Annotated in this window: 18 protein-coding genes; all 18 read left to right on the forward strand. The window is 46.6% G+C overall.

What is annotated here, in order from left to right:
- Window positions 1-13: 13 nt before the first annotated feature.
- The 18 genes from IGK63_RS00610 (at window position 14) to flgK (ending at window position 14,982) form a co-directional block, all read left to right on the forward strand.
- Complete coding sequence (locus IGK63_RS00610; RefSeq protein WP_005226623.1) at window positions 14-721, forward strand: sigma-70 family RNA polymerase sigma factor; 708 nt, start codon at window positions 14-16, stop codon at window positions 719-721.
- A complete protein-coding gene (locus tag IGK63_RS00615) occupies window positions 718-1,419 on the forward strand; it encodes a flagellar hook-basal body protein (protein WP_016611606.1) in 702 nt (233 codons plus the stop codon). Before IGK63_RS00610 ends, IGK63_RS00615 begins: the two co-directional genes overlap by 4 nt.
- 10 nt (window positions 1,420-1,429) lie before the next feature.
- Entirely contained in the window at window positions 1,430-2,212 is a 783-nt protein-coding gene (locus IGK63_RS00620; protein ID WP_139959983.1) for a flagellar hook-basal body protein, read from the forward strand.
- Between the two features lie 12 nt (window positions 2,213-2,224).
- Complete coding sequence (locus IGK63_RS00625) at window positions 2,225-2,935, forward strand: cell division ATP-binding protein FtsE (protein ID WP_005232774.1); 711 nt, start codon at window positions 2,225-2,227, stop codon at window positions 2,933-2,935.
- Between the two features lie 154 nt (window positions 2,936-3,089).
- Window positions 3,090-4,385: a methyl-accepting chemotaxis protein gene (locus IGK63_RS00630; RefSeq protein ID WP_005226627.1), complete on the forward strand. Its 1,296-nt coding sequence runs from the start codon at window positions 3,090-3,092 to the stop codon at window positions 4,383-4,385.
- Between the two features lie 18 nt (window positions 4,386-4,403).
- A complete protein-coding gene (locus IGK63_RS00635) occupies window positions 4,404-4,907 on the forward strand; it encodes a chemotaxis protein CheW (protein WP_005232772.1) in 504 nt (167 codons plus the stop codon).
- Window positions 4,879-5,388 carry a chemotaxis protein CheD gene (locus IGK63_RS00640; RefSeq protein WP_005226629.1) on the forward strand — a complete coding sequence of 170 codons (510 nt, stop codon included), beginning with the start codon at window positions 4,879-4,881 and terminating at the stop codon, window positions 5,386-5,388. Before IGK63_RS00635 ends, IGK63_RS00640 begins: the two co-directional genes overlap by 29 nt.
- A 15-nt stretch (window positions 5,389-5,403) precedes the next feature.
- A complete protein-coding gene (gene cheB, locus IGK63_RS00645) occupies window positions 5,404-6,414 on the forward strand; it encodes a chemotaxis-specific protein-glutamate methyltransferase CheB (RefSeq protein WP_016611603.1) in 1,011 nt (336 codons plus the stop codon).
- Between the two features lie 5 nt (window positions 6,415-6,419).
- Window positions 6,420-7,193: a CheR family methyltransferase gene (locus IGK63_RS00650; protein WP_005226631.1), complete on the forward strand. Its 774-nt coding sequence runs from the start codon at window positions 6,420-6,422 to the stop codon at window positions 7,191-7,193.
- Between the two features lie 21 nt (window positions 7,194-7,214).
- The gene (locus tag IGK63_RS00655) at window positions 7,215-9,266 is read left to right on the forward strand and encodes a chemotaxis protein CheA (RefSeq protein ID WP_016611602.1); all 2,052 of its coding nucleotides are present in this window, start codon (window positions 7,215-7,217) and stop codon (window positions 9,264-9,266) included.
- Complete coding sequence (locus tag IGK63_RS00660) at window positions 9,263-9,850, forward strand: chemotaxis protein CheC (RefSeq protein WP_008376598.1); 588 nt, start codon at window positions 9,263-9,265, stop codon at window positions 9,848-9,850. The genes IGK63_RS00655 and IGK63_RS00660 overlap by 4 nt, the downstream gene beginning before the upstream one ends.
- Window positions 9,851-9,864: 14 nt before the next feature.
- A complete protein-coding gene (locus IGK63_RS00665) occupies window positions 9,865-10,227 on the forward strand; it encodes a response regulator (RefSeq protein WP_003129084.1) in 363 nt (120 codons plus the stop codon).
- A 19-nt stretch (window positions 10,228-10,246) separates the two neighbouring features.
- On the forward strand, window positions 10,247-10,636 hold the full coding sequence (locus tag IGK63_RS00670) for a chemotaxis protein CheW (protein WP_005232757.1): 390 nt from the start codon (window positions 10,247-10,249) through the stop codon (window positions 10,634-10,636).
- A gap of 17 nt (window positions 10,637-10,653) precedes the next feature.
- Window positions 10,654-11,664, forward strand: a complete 1,011-nt coding sequence (gene fliM, locus IGK63_RS00675) for a flagellar motor switch protein FliM (RefSeq protein WP_016611601.1) — start codon at window positions 10,654-10,656, stop codon at window positions 11,662-11,664.
- Entirely contained in the window at window positions 11,661-12,719 is a 1,059-nt protein-coding gene (fliY, locus tag IGK63_RS00680) for a flagellar motor switch phosphatase FliY (RefSeq protein WP_087664765.1), read from the forward strand. The genes fliM and fliY overlap by 4 nt, the downstream gene beginning before the upstream one ends.
- A 95-nt stretch (window positions 12,720-12,814) precedes the next feature.
- Window positions 12,815-13,090, forward strand: coding sequence for a flagellar biosynthesis anti-sigma factor FlgM (gene flgM / locus IGK63_RS00685; RefSeq protein ID WP_005232754.1), 276 nt, complete (start codon window positions 12,815-12,817; stop codon window positions 13,088-13,090).
- Window positions 13,091-13,447, forward strand: a complete 357-nt coding sequence (locus IGK63_RS00690; RefSeq protein ID WP_008376582.1) for a hypothetical protein — start codon at window positions 13,091-13,093, stop codon at window positions 13,445-13,447. It begins immediately after the preceding gene.
- Between the two features lie 11 nt (window positions 13,448-13,458).
- Window positions 13,459-14,982, forward strand: coding sequence for a flagellar hook-associated protein FlgK (gene flgK / locus IGK63_RS00695; RefSeq protein WP_008376579.1), 1,524 nt, complete (start codon window positions 13,459-13,461; stop codon window positions 14,980-14,982).
- Window positions 14,983-14,985: the final 3 nt, after the last annotated feature.

Consider the following 14,985-nt stretch of genomic DNA (forward strand, 5'->3'; position numbering starts at 1 on the left):
AGGGGCATCGCCGATGTATGAAGTCGATCGAGAAGCGGAGATCATCAAGTATCTGCCGCTAGTGGAACGGGTGGTTCAGCGCCTGTCTATCAAAACCGCCGATTATGAATCAGGCGATCTCTACAATATTGGGGTGATTGGGCTGATGGATGCCTTGCGGAAATTCGATCCCTCAAAAAAAGTTCCTTTTGAAAGCTATGCAGCGATTCGTATCAAAGGGGCAATCATTGATGAAGTACGCAAGCACGCCAAAATCTCCCGTTACAAAATGGCGGCAGTCAATCAGTTTTATCAAGCACGGCAAGAGTTGGAGCAAAGCCTCAAAAGAGAAGCGACCGACACCGAGATCTGCAAACAGCTGGGAATCAACCAAAGTCAACTAGCGGATATTTATGAGAGTCTGCACTACTTAGCCAGCGTCTCTTTGGAAGATACCTTGTTTGCTTACCAAGAAGAAGGCATGACGTTAAAAGATATGGTTCGGGATCCAGCCGAAAATGTCGAAGAGACCTTGGTCGCTGAAGAAAAACGCACCGCCTTGGTTGCGTGCATCAAAAAATTAGGGGAACGGGAACAATTGATTTTAAGTTTGTACTATACCGAAGAACTGACGTTAAAAGAAATCGCTGAAATCTTAGAAGTCTCGATTCCGCGAGTTTCACAAATTCATGGCAAAACGATTGCCAAATTGCGCACATTGATTGAGGAGGAACTGGCATGATTCGAGGACTGGATGTCTTATCACGGAACATTTCATTATTACAAAAGCGACAAGAGACGACGAGCGGCAATATTGCCAATGTCAATACAACAGGGTATCAAGCAAAAACCTTATTCCAGTCGACGCTAGACGAAGTGGCATTGCATAATTACCAAAGCGGGCCCAATGCGGATACCCGCCGTGACATCGGTGGATTGTCTTTAGGGACGCAATTAGCAGGCAGTACGATCAGTCAAGACCAAGGTGCTGTCAAACAGACGGGACAAGCCAGTGATTTTGCACTGCTTTCCGAAGGCTACTTTGTCGTTCAAAACAATGCGGGTCAGCGGTTGTATACGAGAAATGGCGACTTTACTGTCAATCAGCAGAATCAATACGTGACACAAGAAGGCTATCTTGTCTTGGGTGCCAATGGACAAGCAGTCAGCGCCTTAGGACCAGCGAACTTTCAGATCCAAACATTCCCCCAAGAAGCATTGACTACAGATGGTCAAAACTACGTGACTAGCAACGCAGCAGGAACCACTGTGAATGCACCCGTGATCCAGCAAGGTGCCTTAGAACAAGCCAATGTAGCGGTTGCCGATGAAATGGTGGCGATGATCCAGACTTCTCGGGAATTTGAAGCCAATCAGAAAGTCTTGAGTTCAACGAATCAGACATTGCAAAAAGCGGTCAACGAATTAGGAAAGATTTGAGGATGAGTCAATGAATATCAGTGGATTATTAGGGATCAGCCGTTCTGGGTTGAATCATTTGCAGACAAACTTAGACACGACAGCCAACAATATTGCCAACGTCAATACCAATGGCTACCAAGCACAAACGACGCACTTTCAAGCATTGATGGAAAATGCCATCGGTGCAGAAGAAACGCTGTTTAATGGCAACGCCGCCCAATATGGTGCGTCAATGGGGGCGAAGGCAACCACGACCACCAGTTTTGCCCAAGGCAATCTGGCGGGCACTGCTCAGCCATTAGATCTCGCGATCCAAGGCAATGGCTTTTTCGGGGTTCGGGACCAAACCGGTCAATTGCTGCTAAGTCGAGCAGGCAATTTTCATTTAAGTGAGAACAAGCAATTAGTCAATAGTGAAGGGTACCCTGTGGCAATGACCACAAACGTACCGACCGCGCAGTGGCCAGATGCGCAGCAAATCGCAATAGATGCCAGCGGTCAGTTGACGACGGAAGAAAATGGTCAGACTCGCGTGTTGGGACAGCTGACCCTTTATCAGCCGACGAATACAGAAAACATCACGCCAATGGGCAACCAACTGTACAGTGCCGGTGATCAAGCGTTGCTTACTTCGCAAACCAATCCGGCAGCCTTTGGCAGCGTGTTGCAAGGACAGTTAGAACAGTCGACAGTGGATCTAGCGACGTCCATGACAGACTTGTTAACGACCCAGCGTGCGTATGGATTGAATACGAAAGCCATGCAGACAGCTGACGAGATGTGGTCCGTGATCAATCGTTTTACAGATTAGAGGAGAAAGAACATGATTCGCTTAACCAAGGTCAGTAAAAAATTCAGCAATGGTACGTTGGCATTGGCCGATATTTCTGTTGCGATCCCTCAAGGAGAATTTATCTATGTGGTGGGTCCCAGTGGTGCCGGCAAATCGACCTTATTCAAATTGCTCTTGAAAGAAGAAGAGCTTTCGGCCGGTTCTATCCAAGTCGGCAATGTCTTGTTGGAACAACTCAAAGACCGTCATCTCTATATGATTCGACGACAAGTCGGTATCGTCGGACAAGAAGACCTTTTGCTTCCTTATCTGACGGTTGCCAAAAACGTTGACTATGCGCTGCAAGTACTAGGCACTCCCCGTAAGCTGCGTCAGGAAAAAACCGCCAAAGCACTGCAACTGGTGGGTATGTTTCCTCAAAAGGATCACTATCCTGAAGAGCTTTCCGTGGGACAGCGCAAAAAAGTAGCGATCGCGCGGGCGATCGTCACAGAGCCAGCAGTCTTGATCGCCGATGAGCCCACCGCCAATCTGGATGCGAAATCAGCCGTTGAAGTCATGAAACTACTCTTGCGGATCAATCAAGTCGGTGCCACGATCCTCTTGGCGACCCACGACAGTACGATGGTCAATACGGTCCGTAATCGGGTGGTCGAGCTGCAAAACGGTCGCTTGGTTCGTGATGAATACCAAGGCGGCTATACGCGCTTTGCTGATCCAAAAGATACATATGTCTGGTGAAGATGCTTAACTTTTCTAGCAAAAGATCCGATTAAAGAACTAGAAGATTGTTTTCATAATCGGATAAAGAAGGAGTGACCCAACGATTATCAAGTGAAGAGCGAATCTTGATAAACAGCACGACTGATCATTTTGCATAGGAAAGGATACTGTTATGAAGAAGAAGGTACAAGCTATCATCAAAAAAATTCGCTTGGCGGCGTTGATTCCGCTAGGGTTTACCCTGATCGTATTATTAGGATGCTATTTCTTCGTGATCCGCACCCACGGAGACGGACAAGCAGCAAAAAGTTTCTTTATTTTTTCAGTGATCGTATTGCTGCTAGAAATCGCAGTGTTAGTAGGAATGACCTATTTGGTAAAAAAAGAGACCCACTCGGGCATGGATACGTTGTTGACAGAACTAGAAGCAGTTGGTTCTGGTGATCTGTCGCATATCGATGAGATCGGCAGCAGCGACCAAACTTCCCTATTTGGGCAAGTTCAAAATCGTTTTCAAGGGGTTTTAAACACCTTCAAAGCGGTGATCGTTGGCATGCACGAAGAAAGCAGCCGGATGGAAAAAATGGTAGGCGGCCTAACGACAACCTCAAAAAATGCCAAAAATTCAATTGAAAATGTGCGTCAGACGATGAATGCCATCGCAGATGCCACTAGTTCACAAGCCTCCGAAGCGGAACAAACCTCCTTTGATATGGACGAGCTAGCCTTAAGTATCGAAGAGATCCACAAAGAGATCGAATTGATGAACGGCTATGTGGGTCAATCCCAAAGCAGCAATGTCCACAATTCAGAAATGATGTTCCATGTATTTGAAAGCTGGGAGATCGAACGGCAAAACCAAGCGGAATTAGTGGAAAGCATGAACGACATGAACGAAGATGTCCAAAGCATCGGTAAGATCGTTCAGCTGATCAATGATATTTCTGATCAGACCAACTTACTGGCATTGAATGCATCCATCGAAGCAGCTCGAGCTGGAGAAGCGGGCCGAGGGTTTGCCATCGTTGCGGAGGAAGTCCGCAGCTTGGCGGAACAAAGCAGTCAATCAACGAAAAGCATTCGTTCGATCATTGAAACGATCCGCAAAAAATCGGAAAAAGTGGTCTCTGCAGTGACGGATTCCTTTGAAAGCGGCGAAAAACAAACCAACAATATCAACAAAGCGATCGAGTCAGCCAATGAGATCTCTGATATTGTCGAAAAATTGGTTTCAAGTATTCAAGCCGTGGAAGCCCATATTACCGGGATCGTTGAGAAAAAAGACATGGTTCAAGTTTCCGTCAGCAACATTTCGGCTGCTGTTTCGGAAACCTCTGCCGGCACCCAAGAAGTAACGGCAAACTTAGAGGACTTCTACTTAGTCATCGAAGACTTTGAGCGGAATGTACAAGAGATCGAAACGATCGCCACTATCCTTAAATTCCAAGTGGATAGTTTCAAATTCTAAAAAGGAGCAGTGACGCCAATGGAACAATACGTTGTATTTAAAAGTCATCAACAACTCTTTGCCTTGCGTATCGACTATGTGGTACGGGTCATTGAGGCTGCTTCTTTTACACAGCTGCCGGAAGTGGCGGATTTCGTGTTGGGGATCCAGCCTTTTGAAGAGGCAATGGTTCCGATCATTGACATCCGCAAAAAGCTGTTTGATGAATTTACGCCGGAAACTGGGCAAAATGTGGTCTTGTTGTGTCACTGGCAAGAGCAAGCGATCGGCCTTTACGTGGAAGAGATCGTCGGCATTTTGCCGCTAGTTGAAAGTCCCAGCAATGCGGAATTAAATACGTCAGGACTCAAGCAAAACTATATCGAAGCCTTTTTGGAAAAAGACGATGAACTTGTGCTGGCATTGGAACTGCCATTTCTCTTCAGCTATGAACAAGCCGCTGAGATGACGGCTGAGTTAGACGCCTATCAGACAGAGGAATTGGCAGCCGCCAATGACGATGACAATGATGACCGTGAATGAGGAACTGCATGTGGGGATCTCGGAGTATAAGATCGCCCAAGCGCCAACGCGCTTGATCACGGTGGGTTTAGGTTCTTGCATCGGCACGATCATTTACGATGAAGCCAGTCATATCGGCGGCTTGAGTCATATTATGCTGCCAGATAGTCAGCCTTTTTTGCACAAGCGGGAAATCAAGCCCGAGAAGTTTGCGGATTTGGCATTGCCAGCGATGGTGGCTGAGCTGGAACAAAAGATCCGTCGGCCTCGCTTTCAAGCGAAAATCGTTGGGGGCGCCAATATGTTTCAGTTCCAGACGCTTAACGCTGCCAGCAACATTGGTCAGCGCAATATTGAAGCCGTCGAGGAAGTCTTGGCTCGGCTAAACATTCCGATCGTAGCCAAACATGTTGGCGGCAGCGCTGGTCGAACGATGATCGTAGATCTTCAGGATTTCAAGACCATGGTTCGGCAAGTCAAACAAGAAATCGTTTATTTGTAAAAGGAGTACAGGGATATGAAAAAAGTAATGATCGTCGATGATTCGGCATTCATGCGGAAAGTAGTGACAGATTTATTGAATCAGCTGCCTGATATCGAAGTGACCGTCGCTGCCCGCAATGGCAAACAAGCATTGGACTATCTGACCAAAGAAGCGATCGATTTGGTAGTAATGGATGTGGAGATGCCTGTGATGAACGGATTAGAGACCTTGCGGAGGATGAAACAGCAATCAGCCATTCCCGTCATCATGCTTAGTTCATTAACCAATCAAGAAACCACGATTGAGGCATTGGCGCTAGGCGCCCGAGATTTTGTCGAAAAACCGGTCAGTCTATCGATGATTGAAAAAGAATGGATCGCTGAATTTCATCAAAAAATTTTGGCGATGGATCATGAAGCCGGCACGGTTCAAACCCTGATGCCAACGATTGCCCAACCCACTAAGCTGACGCAAAACAGCTTGCCGGTATTACTTGATGCGCTAGTCATTGGTGCTTCAACAGGCGGACCGCGTGCCTTGCTGGGGATAATCCGCCGTTTGCCTGCGCGTTTGTGTTGTCCCATTTTGATTGTTCAGCATATGCCTGCGGGATTTACGGCTTCCTTTGCAAAGCGCTTAGACACAGAGACAACCGTCCGAGTACAAGAAGCAGTCGATGGCATGCGGATCGAAAATCAAGTGTATCTTTGTCCAGGGGATTACCACATGACGGTCAAACAAGGGCACTTGCAACTGGACCAGCGAGAAAAACGACATGGGACGCGGCCAACCGTCGATTATCTTTTTTCCTCAGCAGCTGACTACTATGGCCCGCAACTAGCGGCGGTGGTTTTGACGGGGATGGGAAAAGACGGCACCGCTGGCTTACGACAGATCCAAGCGGCTGGGGGCTATACGATCGTTCAAGACAAAGAAACGTGTACAGTCTTTGGGATGCCGCGGTATGCCATTGAACAAGGAGTCGTGGATGAAGTCCTGCCGTTGCAGGGCATTGAAGCAAAAATTGCACAGATGGTCAGGTGAAGAAGATGGAAGAAGAATTTGCCTTATTTAATGCGTGGGTGGATCGCCGATTAGGGATTCCATTAGCCGCATACAAAGAAAATCAAATGCAGCGCCGCATCCTTACGATCATGGAAAACAGCGGGGCAAAAACGTTGAGGGAATACCAGCAGTTGATCGAAGGAGATGACGGGGTGCGGGCGGCTTTTTTAGCCCATATCACCATTAACGTAACGGAATTTTATCGCAACAAAGAACTGTTTGACGCCTTTGAACGCGTCTTGAAAACCATTGTTCTCCCGAAAACCACGCTGCCAAAAATTTGGAGTGCCGCATGTTCGATTGGGGCAGAACCCTATACGATCGCCATGCTGCTAGAAAAAAATCAAATTGCCGCAGCCAATGTCTTGGCCACCGATATCGATACGCAAATTTTGGCAAAAGCCAAGCAAGGACTCTATCGAGACCACGAATTGCGGAATGTCTCAGCGGCAGAACGTACCCGTTTTTTTGATGCAAAAGAAAAGAACCAGTTTCAAATCAAACCAGAAATCAAACGGCGAGTTCATTTTAAGCAACACGACCTTTTGAAAGACCCGTATAATGGGCCTTTTGATGTGATCGTTTGCCGCAATGTGACGATTTATTTCAAAAGTGATGCTCGGGATGCCGTCTATCAAAAATTCAGCGATGCATTGGTCCCAGGGGGCATTTTGTTTACGGGAGCGACAGAAACGATCAATTTTGCGGAACAATTCGGTCTCAAGAAAATCGATTCGTTTATCTATCAAAAAGTATAATTTTGTAAAGGAGGGACCCATTTGGATGACAATAGTGTCTATCGTACCCTTTTCTTTGAAGAAACAGACGATCATTTAGCACAGTTGAATGATCATGTCTTGCAATTGGAAAACGATCCAAAAGATAGCGCCTTGCTGAATGATATTTTCCGTTCTGCCCATACCCTTAAAGGGATGGCGGCAACGATGGGCTATGACGTCATGACGCAGCTGACCCATAAAATGGAAAATATTTTTGAGTTATTTAAAACAGGGACCTTGCAAGTGACCCAGCAATCGATCTCATTGATTTTCAAATGTCTGGATCGCCTGTCAGAACTTGTGGAGGACTTGCGGGAAGAACGCGACCTGCAGCCAGCTCAAATTGCCGATTTATTGGCCGAACTTGACCAAACGGAACATTCTGGCGGTATATCAACCGAGACAGAAGCAAACCAAAAACCCACCGCAGTGGGCGCGTTAACCCCACAGCTTCAACAGATCGATCCTTCTGATCTGTATGTGATCGAGCAAGCGGCTGGAGATGGCTATCAAGCGGTCCAAATTGCTGTTCGCTTAGATGCCCAATCCATGTTAAAAGGTGCTCGTGCCTTCTTGATCATGGAAAAGCTTGGCCAAGCAGGGGATGTTCTCTATACAGAACCAGATGCCCAAACACTCGAAGAAGGCACCTTTGAATCAGATTTTTCACTGCTGTATTTGACGCAGCAAACACTGGCTGATGTCGAGCAAAACATCGCCAGCAATAGTGAGATCGAAGCCTTCGTGGTGGCACCGTTTGATCCTTCAGCTGCTGTGTTGGAGGAGACAGAAGAGCTGCTTCAACCAGTGCCGACCCCAGAGTCAGAGACTTCTGCTCTTCAGCAAGCGACAACAGAAACGAAAGAAAAATCGCCGGCGCCCGCGCATCATGCGTCCGCCCAAAATCAATCGATCCGAGTCGACTTGAATCGCTTAGATTCATTCTTGGATCTCGTGTCCGAATTGGTGGTCTATCGCAATCAATTAGAAGATGTCAGTGAGCGGGAAAACATCGAAGCAGTCAAAGACCCCTTAGAGCAAGTTTCACGATTGACCTCTGAGCTGCAAGATTTGGTCTTACGGATCCGCATGCAGCAAGTCAATGTCGTCTTTAGTCGCTTTCCGCGAATGGTTCGGGACTTATCCAATGAACTGCAAAAGGAAATGGAACTTGTCATTTTTGGGGAAGAAACGGAATTGGATAAAACAGTGGTTTCTGAGTTGAGTGAACCTCTGGTCCATCTATTGCGTAATTCTGTCGATCACGGCATCGAAGCACCCGATGTTCGGGAAAAACTGGGCAAACCGCGCAAGGGCACGATTCGCTTGGCGGCCTACCAAGAAGGCAATCGCGTGATCATTACTTTAGAGGATGATGGCAAAGGCCTTGATCCGCAAGTAATCAAAGCAAGTGCTGAAAAGAAAGGCTTAGCAACGGAAGGTCTTTCCGATGAAGCGTTGCAGCAGCTGATTTTCCATCCTGGTTTTTCAACGGCGCAAGAAGTGACTAACATTTCTGGGCGCGGTGTCGGGATGGATGCCGTGCAATCGAAGATCACCCAACTAGGGGGCACGATCGAAATGAAGAGCCAGCCAAATAAAGGCACGCAGTTTGTGATCAAATTGCCATTGACTCTGTCGATCATTCAAGCGTTGATGGTTCGCGTCGGAGCAGAAACCTTTGCGATTCCACTAAATCTCGTCGAACGCGTGGTGATGGTCAAAGAAGAAGAGATCATCCAGACGGTCTCGGATGAGGTCTATCGTTTTCAAGAGGAGTTGATTCCCTTGGTTCGGACCGATCAACTCTTAGCGATCGAAGGCGATCCATCTGAGAAAAAATTCGCCATCATCGTCAACAATGACCAGCAATTTCACGGCATTTTGGCAGATGAGCTGATCGGCCAGCAAGAAATCGTCATCAAGAAAATCGATCCATTGCTGCAAAAGCTGAATCGCTATCAAGGGGCAACGATTATGGGCAACGGCTCGATCGCATTGATCCTAGACATTCATGCCATCTGTCAGGAAAAAAAGGATGACCGCCTATGAGTTATACAGCGCTGCAAATCGATGGCCTAAAAGAACTAATCAATATCGGCGGTGGTCACGCTGCGACGAGTTTATCAAAGCTCGTCCAACAACCGATCGATATGCGGGTACCGGAAGTCGAGATTCTAGCGTATGAGGACCTGTATCAGCAGATCATGGCGGAAGACAAAGAAGTTCATGTGGTGATGAGCCAGATCGAAGGGGCGTTTCGAGGGATCTTCTTGTTTGTCTTAACGGATGAATCCGCCGCAAAATTGCGTCAGTTGATGATCCAAGAAATCGATCCGTCTGAAGAATTGAAGCAATCGGTCATCAACGAGTTGACTAACATTCTTACCAATTCTTTTTTGATCGCGATCGGCCAACTATTGGAAACTCAGCTGAGTGCGTCTTTACCAAGCGCCAGCTATGATTTCTTTGGCGCAGCGATCAGCTCCATCTATCTGGCGATGGCCCAGTATGATGAGCAGGTGATGGTGATTCGTAATGAGTTCGTCTACGCCAAAGAAACATTAGAGGCATCGTTATTTTTGATTCCAGAAATCGGTGTACTAGAAAACATATTTGATTCATTAGGAATTTGAAAGGGGCAAATACAATGTCAAAAAAAGTATTGATCGTGGATGATGCGGTATTTATGCGCATGAAATTAAAGGATATTTTAGAAAAAAACGGCTATGAAGTCGTGGGGGAAGCCCAAAATGGCCAAGAGGCTTTTGAAAAATACCAAGCAACGACACCAGACTTAGTGACTATGGATATCACGATGCCAGAAGTGGATGGCTTAGAGGCATTAAAAATGATCCGCACGTTTGATGCGCAGGCCAAAGTCGTAATGTGCAGTGCCATGGGACAACAAGGAATGGTGATGGATGCGATTCGCGCCGGTGCGGTGGACTTTATCGTGAAGCCCTTTGACACGGACCGCGTAATCACTGCCATCGACAAAGCCTTTGCCTAATGCCTAGGAGGATAGCGACATGCAGATGATTCTTTTCAAAATGGCTCAGCAGTACTATTTGATCTCGGCGGACTCGGTGGACGAGGTCATTGATGCCCCTTCTTTTACGAAGGTGCCCCTAGCACCAGAGTGGGTGGAAGGGTTGATCAATCTGCGGGGGTCTGTCGTAACGGTGATTCGTTTGGCAAAATTGATTCCCATCATGGAACCAGCCTACGAAAAAAACATATTGATCATGAAGAAGCAAGAGGAGACCAAAGGGGTCCTCGTAGAAGAAGTAATTGAAGTACTTGATATCACTGAAGACGATATCCAACTGGGCAATCAAGAGACAGAACATGCCGTTGGGGTCGTGACGATCGGTGAAAAAGTAGCCAGTGTGATTCAAATCGATCACATGATTTTTTAAAAAAATGGGGGATTAGTGTGGATCAGGTATTGACGCAGCAAGAGATTGATTTATTGTTGAATGCGATGAGCAGCGGAGAGATCGATCAAGAAATTATTGAGATAGAAGACAAACAAGCCAAAGTGAAAGCCTACGATTTTCGCCGACCAACAAAGCTGTCGAAAGAATACGTCAATACCCTGCACATGATCTTCGAGGATTTCTCGAAGATGAGCAGCAGCATGCTTTCTACCCAACTGCGGACCAATGTTTCTTTGCAGTTGGCAGCTATCGAACAAGTCAGTTATGACGAATTTATCCATTCGATACCAAAATTTACTTTGTTGGGGCTCTTTCATTCGCAGCCTTTGAGCGGGATCCAAATGATCGAGATGAACCCACAACTGTGTATGATGTTAGTGGAGTTGTTGTGCGGCGGCTTGGATGTTTATCAAAACAAGCCGATTGAAATGGATTTTAGCGAGAAAAAAAGTTTTACTGATATTGAAACAGCGATCTTGGAAGAAGTGGTGGCACAATTTGTACGGGTCTACCAAAATGTTTGGAAGGACATCGCTGCCTTGGATTCGGTTTTGGATGGAATCGATACGAATCCGCAATTGATGCAAAACATGTCGCCCAACGAACCCGTCGTGTTAGTGACCTTTACTATCAAAATTTTTGAAGTGAAACATTTTATCAATCTATGTATCCCCTATGTCTTCTTTGAAGGGATCATTGATAAATTAAGTTTCCGCAATTGGTTTGATAGCAATCAGCCAGTCAACCAAGACGATAGCCGCGAGTTGCAAAAAAGTTTGAATGGGGTCGGATTGAATCTAGAAGTTCTGCTGGGCCATGCTCAAATGAGTCTTTCTGAGTTTCTCCACTTAGAAGAAGGCGATGTCATCAAACTAGACAAAAAAATTACTGAACCATTAGAGACCTTCATCGATGGAAAACCTTACTTCCGAGCAAAACCTGGGAAGCAAGAGGACCATTTAGCCATTGAATTATTAGACAAGTTAGAAGAGGAGCAAGAACTATGAGTGAACGTTTATCCCAAGCAGAAATCGATGCATTGTTGAATCAAAGTGCCCCAACCCAGCCGCAAGGATTAGAAGAGCAAGTCAAAGTCGACATTATCGGCGAAGTTGGCAATATCTCCATGTCGCAAGCGGCGACGACGTTGTCTTCCATTCTTGATCGTCGGGTCAGCATCACGACTCCCCGGGTGTCTAAAATCAAATTTGGTGAGATCTTAAACGACCTCGTTGCACCAAAAGTAGCAACGACAGTTGAATTTAAAGAAGGCCTTTTAGGCAGTAATTTGATGCTGTTAGAAGTCAAAGATGCCATCGTGATCGCTGATTTGATGATGGGGGGAACCGGTGAAACCAGCAACACCCAATTCACGGAATTAGAGCTAAGTGCTGTGGCAGAAGCCATGAACCAAATGATTGGGACTGCCTCGACTTCGATGGCGACGATGATCAGCCGTAAAGTGGATATCTTACCGCCGATCGTCAAACTATGGGAGACACCAGAAAACATTGAGTATAGCGGGATCGAGGCAGAGGAAGAGATTTATTGTATCTCATTTTCTTTGCGCGTCGAAGGTCTGATCGAAAGCAAAATCATGCAGATCTTTACGGATCCGGTGGTTAACGATATCGCCAGTGCGATGCTGTCCGATGAAGCGACTGTCGTTACTCGAGAAACACCACCACCGCAGCCAACGGCACCCGTTGCTGCGCCTACCCCTGAACCGGCGGCTACATCAAAACCCGTGGAAGTCAGCAAACCGGCGTTTCAAACATTGGCCTCTAGCGGGGTGAGCGATGGGGATAATTTGGACTTGATTCTTGATGTGCCACTGGATCTAAGTGTCGTGTTAGGCCGCAGCAAAAAAACCATTAAGGACATTTTATCTTTCAATACGGGGTCCGTCATCGAGCTGGAAAAACTGACGGATGAACCGCTAGAGATTTTGTTGAACGGCAAACTGATCGCTACTGGGGAAGTCGTGGTCATCAATGAAAACTTCGGCGTACGGATCACCAACATTCTTTCGCAAAAACAACGCATCCACAATTTGCATTAATTTGAAGAAATCGCAAAAAGTTAAACATATGGGTTTAACTTTTTTGTGATTTGACCGATAGTAGAGGGTAGAAGAATGAGAACGGAGGAGAACCTATGAAAATCGAAAGAGGTTACGCAGAATACAGCGACAAGGCCATCAAACGTGAAGCGGTCAAACAAGAAAAGCCAACTGCTGCTCAGACAGAAAAAACCGTCGATGTTCAATTGTCCGAAACAGCTCAAGCCATTCAAAAGAGTGCCAATCAAACAGCCAGTCGCAGTGAACGAGTGGCAGAATTGAAACGAGCGATCAAAGAAGGCACCTACCAAGTATCTGCCGAAACGATCGCCGATAAAATGCTGCAACAAGATGAAAAGCAGGTCGACTAGATGACAGAACGGGAATTTGAGCGTCAGCTACAGCAGTTCTTGCGGTTGCTGCAAAAAGAAAAGACCTGCTTGATCAAAAATCAAGCAGAAAAATTACCAGAACTCGTCGAGAAAAAAACCGCCTTCGTACCCGTTTTTTCCACGTATGAAGGAACTCTTTCAGGGGCGATCAAAGAACTCATCCGCCAGATCCAAGTGCAGCAAGCCGAGAATCTCCTGCTGACGGAACAAGCCATTAGTTTCCAAACCGTTTTGATGGATGCAGTCAAAGAAAATATCAAGACACCGGCAAATACGTATTCGAAATACCAAGAAAAACAAGCTGTCTCAACAGCGATCATCGATCAAAAAATGTAAGGAGTACTTCTATGACAGGACTATTTGGTTCATTAGGCACCGCAACCCGGGGCATGACCGCCAATCAAGCAGCGTTGCAAACCAGCAGCCATAACATTGCAAATACCAATACAGACGGCTACTCAAGACAACGAGTCAACTTGCAAGCCGAAGCGTCTTACCATCTAGCGGGTGTCGGCAGCATCGGTATGGGTGTGAAAGTCGGCAGTGTCGAACGGATCGTCGATGATTTTGTCATTGGACAAGTACGCAATGCCAATTCTACCTATACATATTATGAACAAAAAGCAGACATATTAGGACAGCTGGAAAGTTTAATGAATGAGCCTTCTGACAACGGACTGTCCAAACAGCTGGCAACGATGTTTGATTCTTGGACCGCATTAGCCAACAATCCTGAACTGGATACGTCTAAGACCCTTGTGCTGGAAAACAGCAGTACATTTGCCGATACCATCAACCAAATGGGCAAACAAATGACGCAGCTGCAAAGCGACACGCTGGATACCATCGAAAAATCCGCGCTGGACTTCAATGAGAAGGTCAAGCAGCTGCAATCCTTGAATGAACAGATCTATGGGTTGACGACGAGTGGTGAGACACCCAATGATCTTTTAGATCGTCGAGACAGTCTGTTGAAAGATCTCTCGGGTCTAGCAGGGATCGAAACCAAGACCGATCAGTATGGCCGTGGGTTTGTATCCATGAGCGGACAGACGATCTTAAGTGCGGAGGAACGCAATACCCTTAGTGTGGTGGTGGGACAAAGCGAGACAGGCGCCTTGGTTTCCAAAGACGGCAACGCCTTGAATCCTGCCGAAACCATCACAGGGTCTTATCCAGCTGGAACCGTCTTGTTGACGAAAACCACCGACAATGGCGACACCGCCTATACAGAATTGCCGATCAAAGAAGGGGCGATCGGTGGCCTGCAAGCATCATCTAGTGAAATCGGCAGCCGCTTGACGGAATTGAACAACTTTACGACGACGATCGCGCAAGCCATGAACATGGTCTTTACCGGCGGCGCTTCTCGTACAAGCGGACTATTTGAGATCGGCCAAGATGATACCGGCACAGCGACGACGATTCGGGTCAGCCAAGCACTGTTAGATAACCCAAGTCTGGTGACCGGCGGAACGAGCAATGCAGCAGGAGATGGTTCAAGAGCTGCTGCAATGGCGAAACTCAGCAGTGCCAAATTGGATTTCCCGTTGTCAGAAAAGACGATCGCTTCTTTTGATTCTGAGACATTGACGTTTGCTAATGCAGCATCCGGCATGAGTGTCAGCAGTTATTTTAACAGCATCGTCACCAAAAACGGGATCTCAAAACAGCAAGCCGACAATACGGTCAGTGCCCAATTGTCGCTGCTGAATCAACTAGAATACAAAAATCAATCGGTGTCCGGTGTTTCATTAAATGAAGAAATGTCAGATGTGATTCGTTTCCAACAAGGATTTCAGGCCAATGCCCGCATATTATCGGTCGTTTCTGAAATGTTAGACACATTGATCAATCGAACAGGAGTGTAGAAC

It is taken from the genome of Enterococcus sp. AZ040 (assembly GCF_050499185.1).
Lineage (GTDB): Bacteria > Bacillota > Bacilli > Lactobacillales > Enterococcaceae > Enterococcus_D > Enterococcus_D entomosocium.

Coding starts and splice junctions, on each gene's coding strand:
- IGK63_RS00610 (WP_005226623.1), top strand. CDS start 14: ATGTATGAAGTCGATCGAGAAGCGGAGATCATCAAGTATCTGCCGCTA.
- IGK63_RS00615 (WP_016611606.1), top strand. CDS start 718: ATGATTCGAGGACTGGATGTCTTATCACGGAACATTTCATTATTACAA.
- IGK63_RS00620 (WP_139959983.1), top strand. CDS start 1,430: ATGAATATCAGTGGATTATTAGGGATCAGCCGTTCTGGGTTGAATCAT.
- IGK63_RS00625 (WP_005232774.1), top strand. CDS start 2,225: ATGATTCGCTTAACCAAGGTCAGTAAAAAATTCAGCAATGGTACGTTG.
- IGK63_RS00630 (WP_005226627.1), top strand. CDS start 3,090: ATGAAGAAGAAGGTACAAGCTATCATCAAAAAAATTCGCTTGGCGGCG.
- IGK63_RS00635 (WP_005232772.1), top strand. CDS start 4,404: ATGGAACAATACGTTGTATTTAAAAGTCATCAACAACTCTTTGCCTTG.
- IGK63_RS00640 (WP_005226629.1), top strand. CDS start 4,879: ATGACGATGACAATGATGACCGTGAATGAGGAACTGCATGTGGGGATC.
- cheB (WP_016611603.1), top strand. CDS start 5,404: ATGAAAAAAGTAATGATCGTCGATGATTCGGCATTCATGCGGAAAGTA.
- IGK63_RS00650 (WP_005226631.1), top strand. CDS start 6,420: ATGGAAGAAGAATTTGCCTTATTTAATGCGTGGGTGGATCGCCGATTA.
- IGK63_RS00660 (WP_008376598.1), top strand. CDS start 9,263: ATGAGTTATACAGCGCTGCAAATCGATGGCCTAAAAGAACTAATCAAT.
- IGK63_RS00665 (WP_003129084.1), top strand. CDS start 9,865: ATGTCAAAAAAAGTATTGATCGTGGATGATGCGGTATTTATGCGCATG.
- IGK63_RS00670 (WP_005232757.1), top strand. CDS start 10,247: ATGCAGATGATTCTTTTCAAAATGGCTCAGCAGTACTATTTGATCTCG.
- fliY (WP_087664765.1), top strand. CDS start 11,661: ATGAGTGAACGTTTATCCCAAGCAGAAATCGATGCATTGTTGAATCAA.
- flgM (WP_005232754.1), top strand. CDS start 12,815: ATGAAAATCGAAAGAGGTTACGCAGAATACAGCGACAAGGCCATCAAA.
- IGK63_RS00690 (WP_008376582.1), top strand. CDS start 13,091: ATGACAGAACGGGAATTTGAGCGTCAGCTACAGCAGTTCTTGCGGTTG.
- flgK (WP_008376579.1), top strand. CDS start 13,459: ATGACAGGACTATTTGGTTCATTAGGCACCGCAACCCGGGGCATGACC.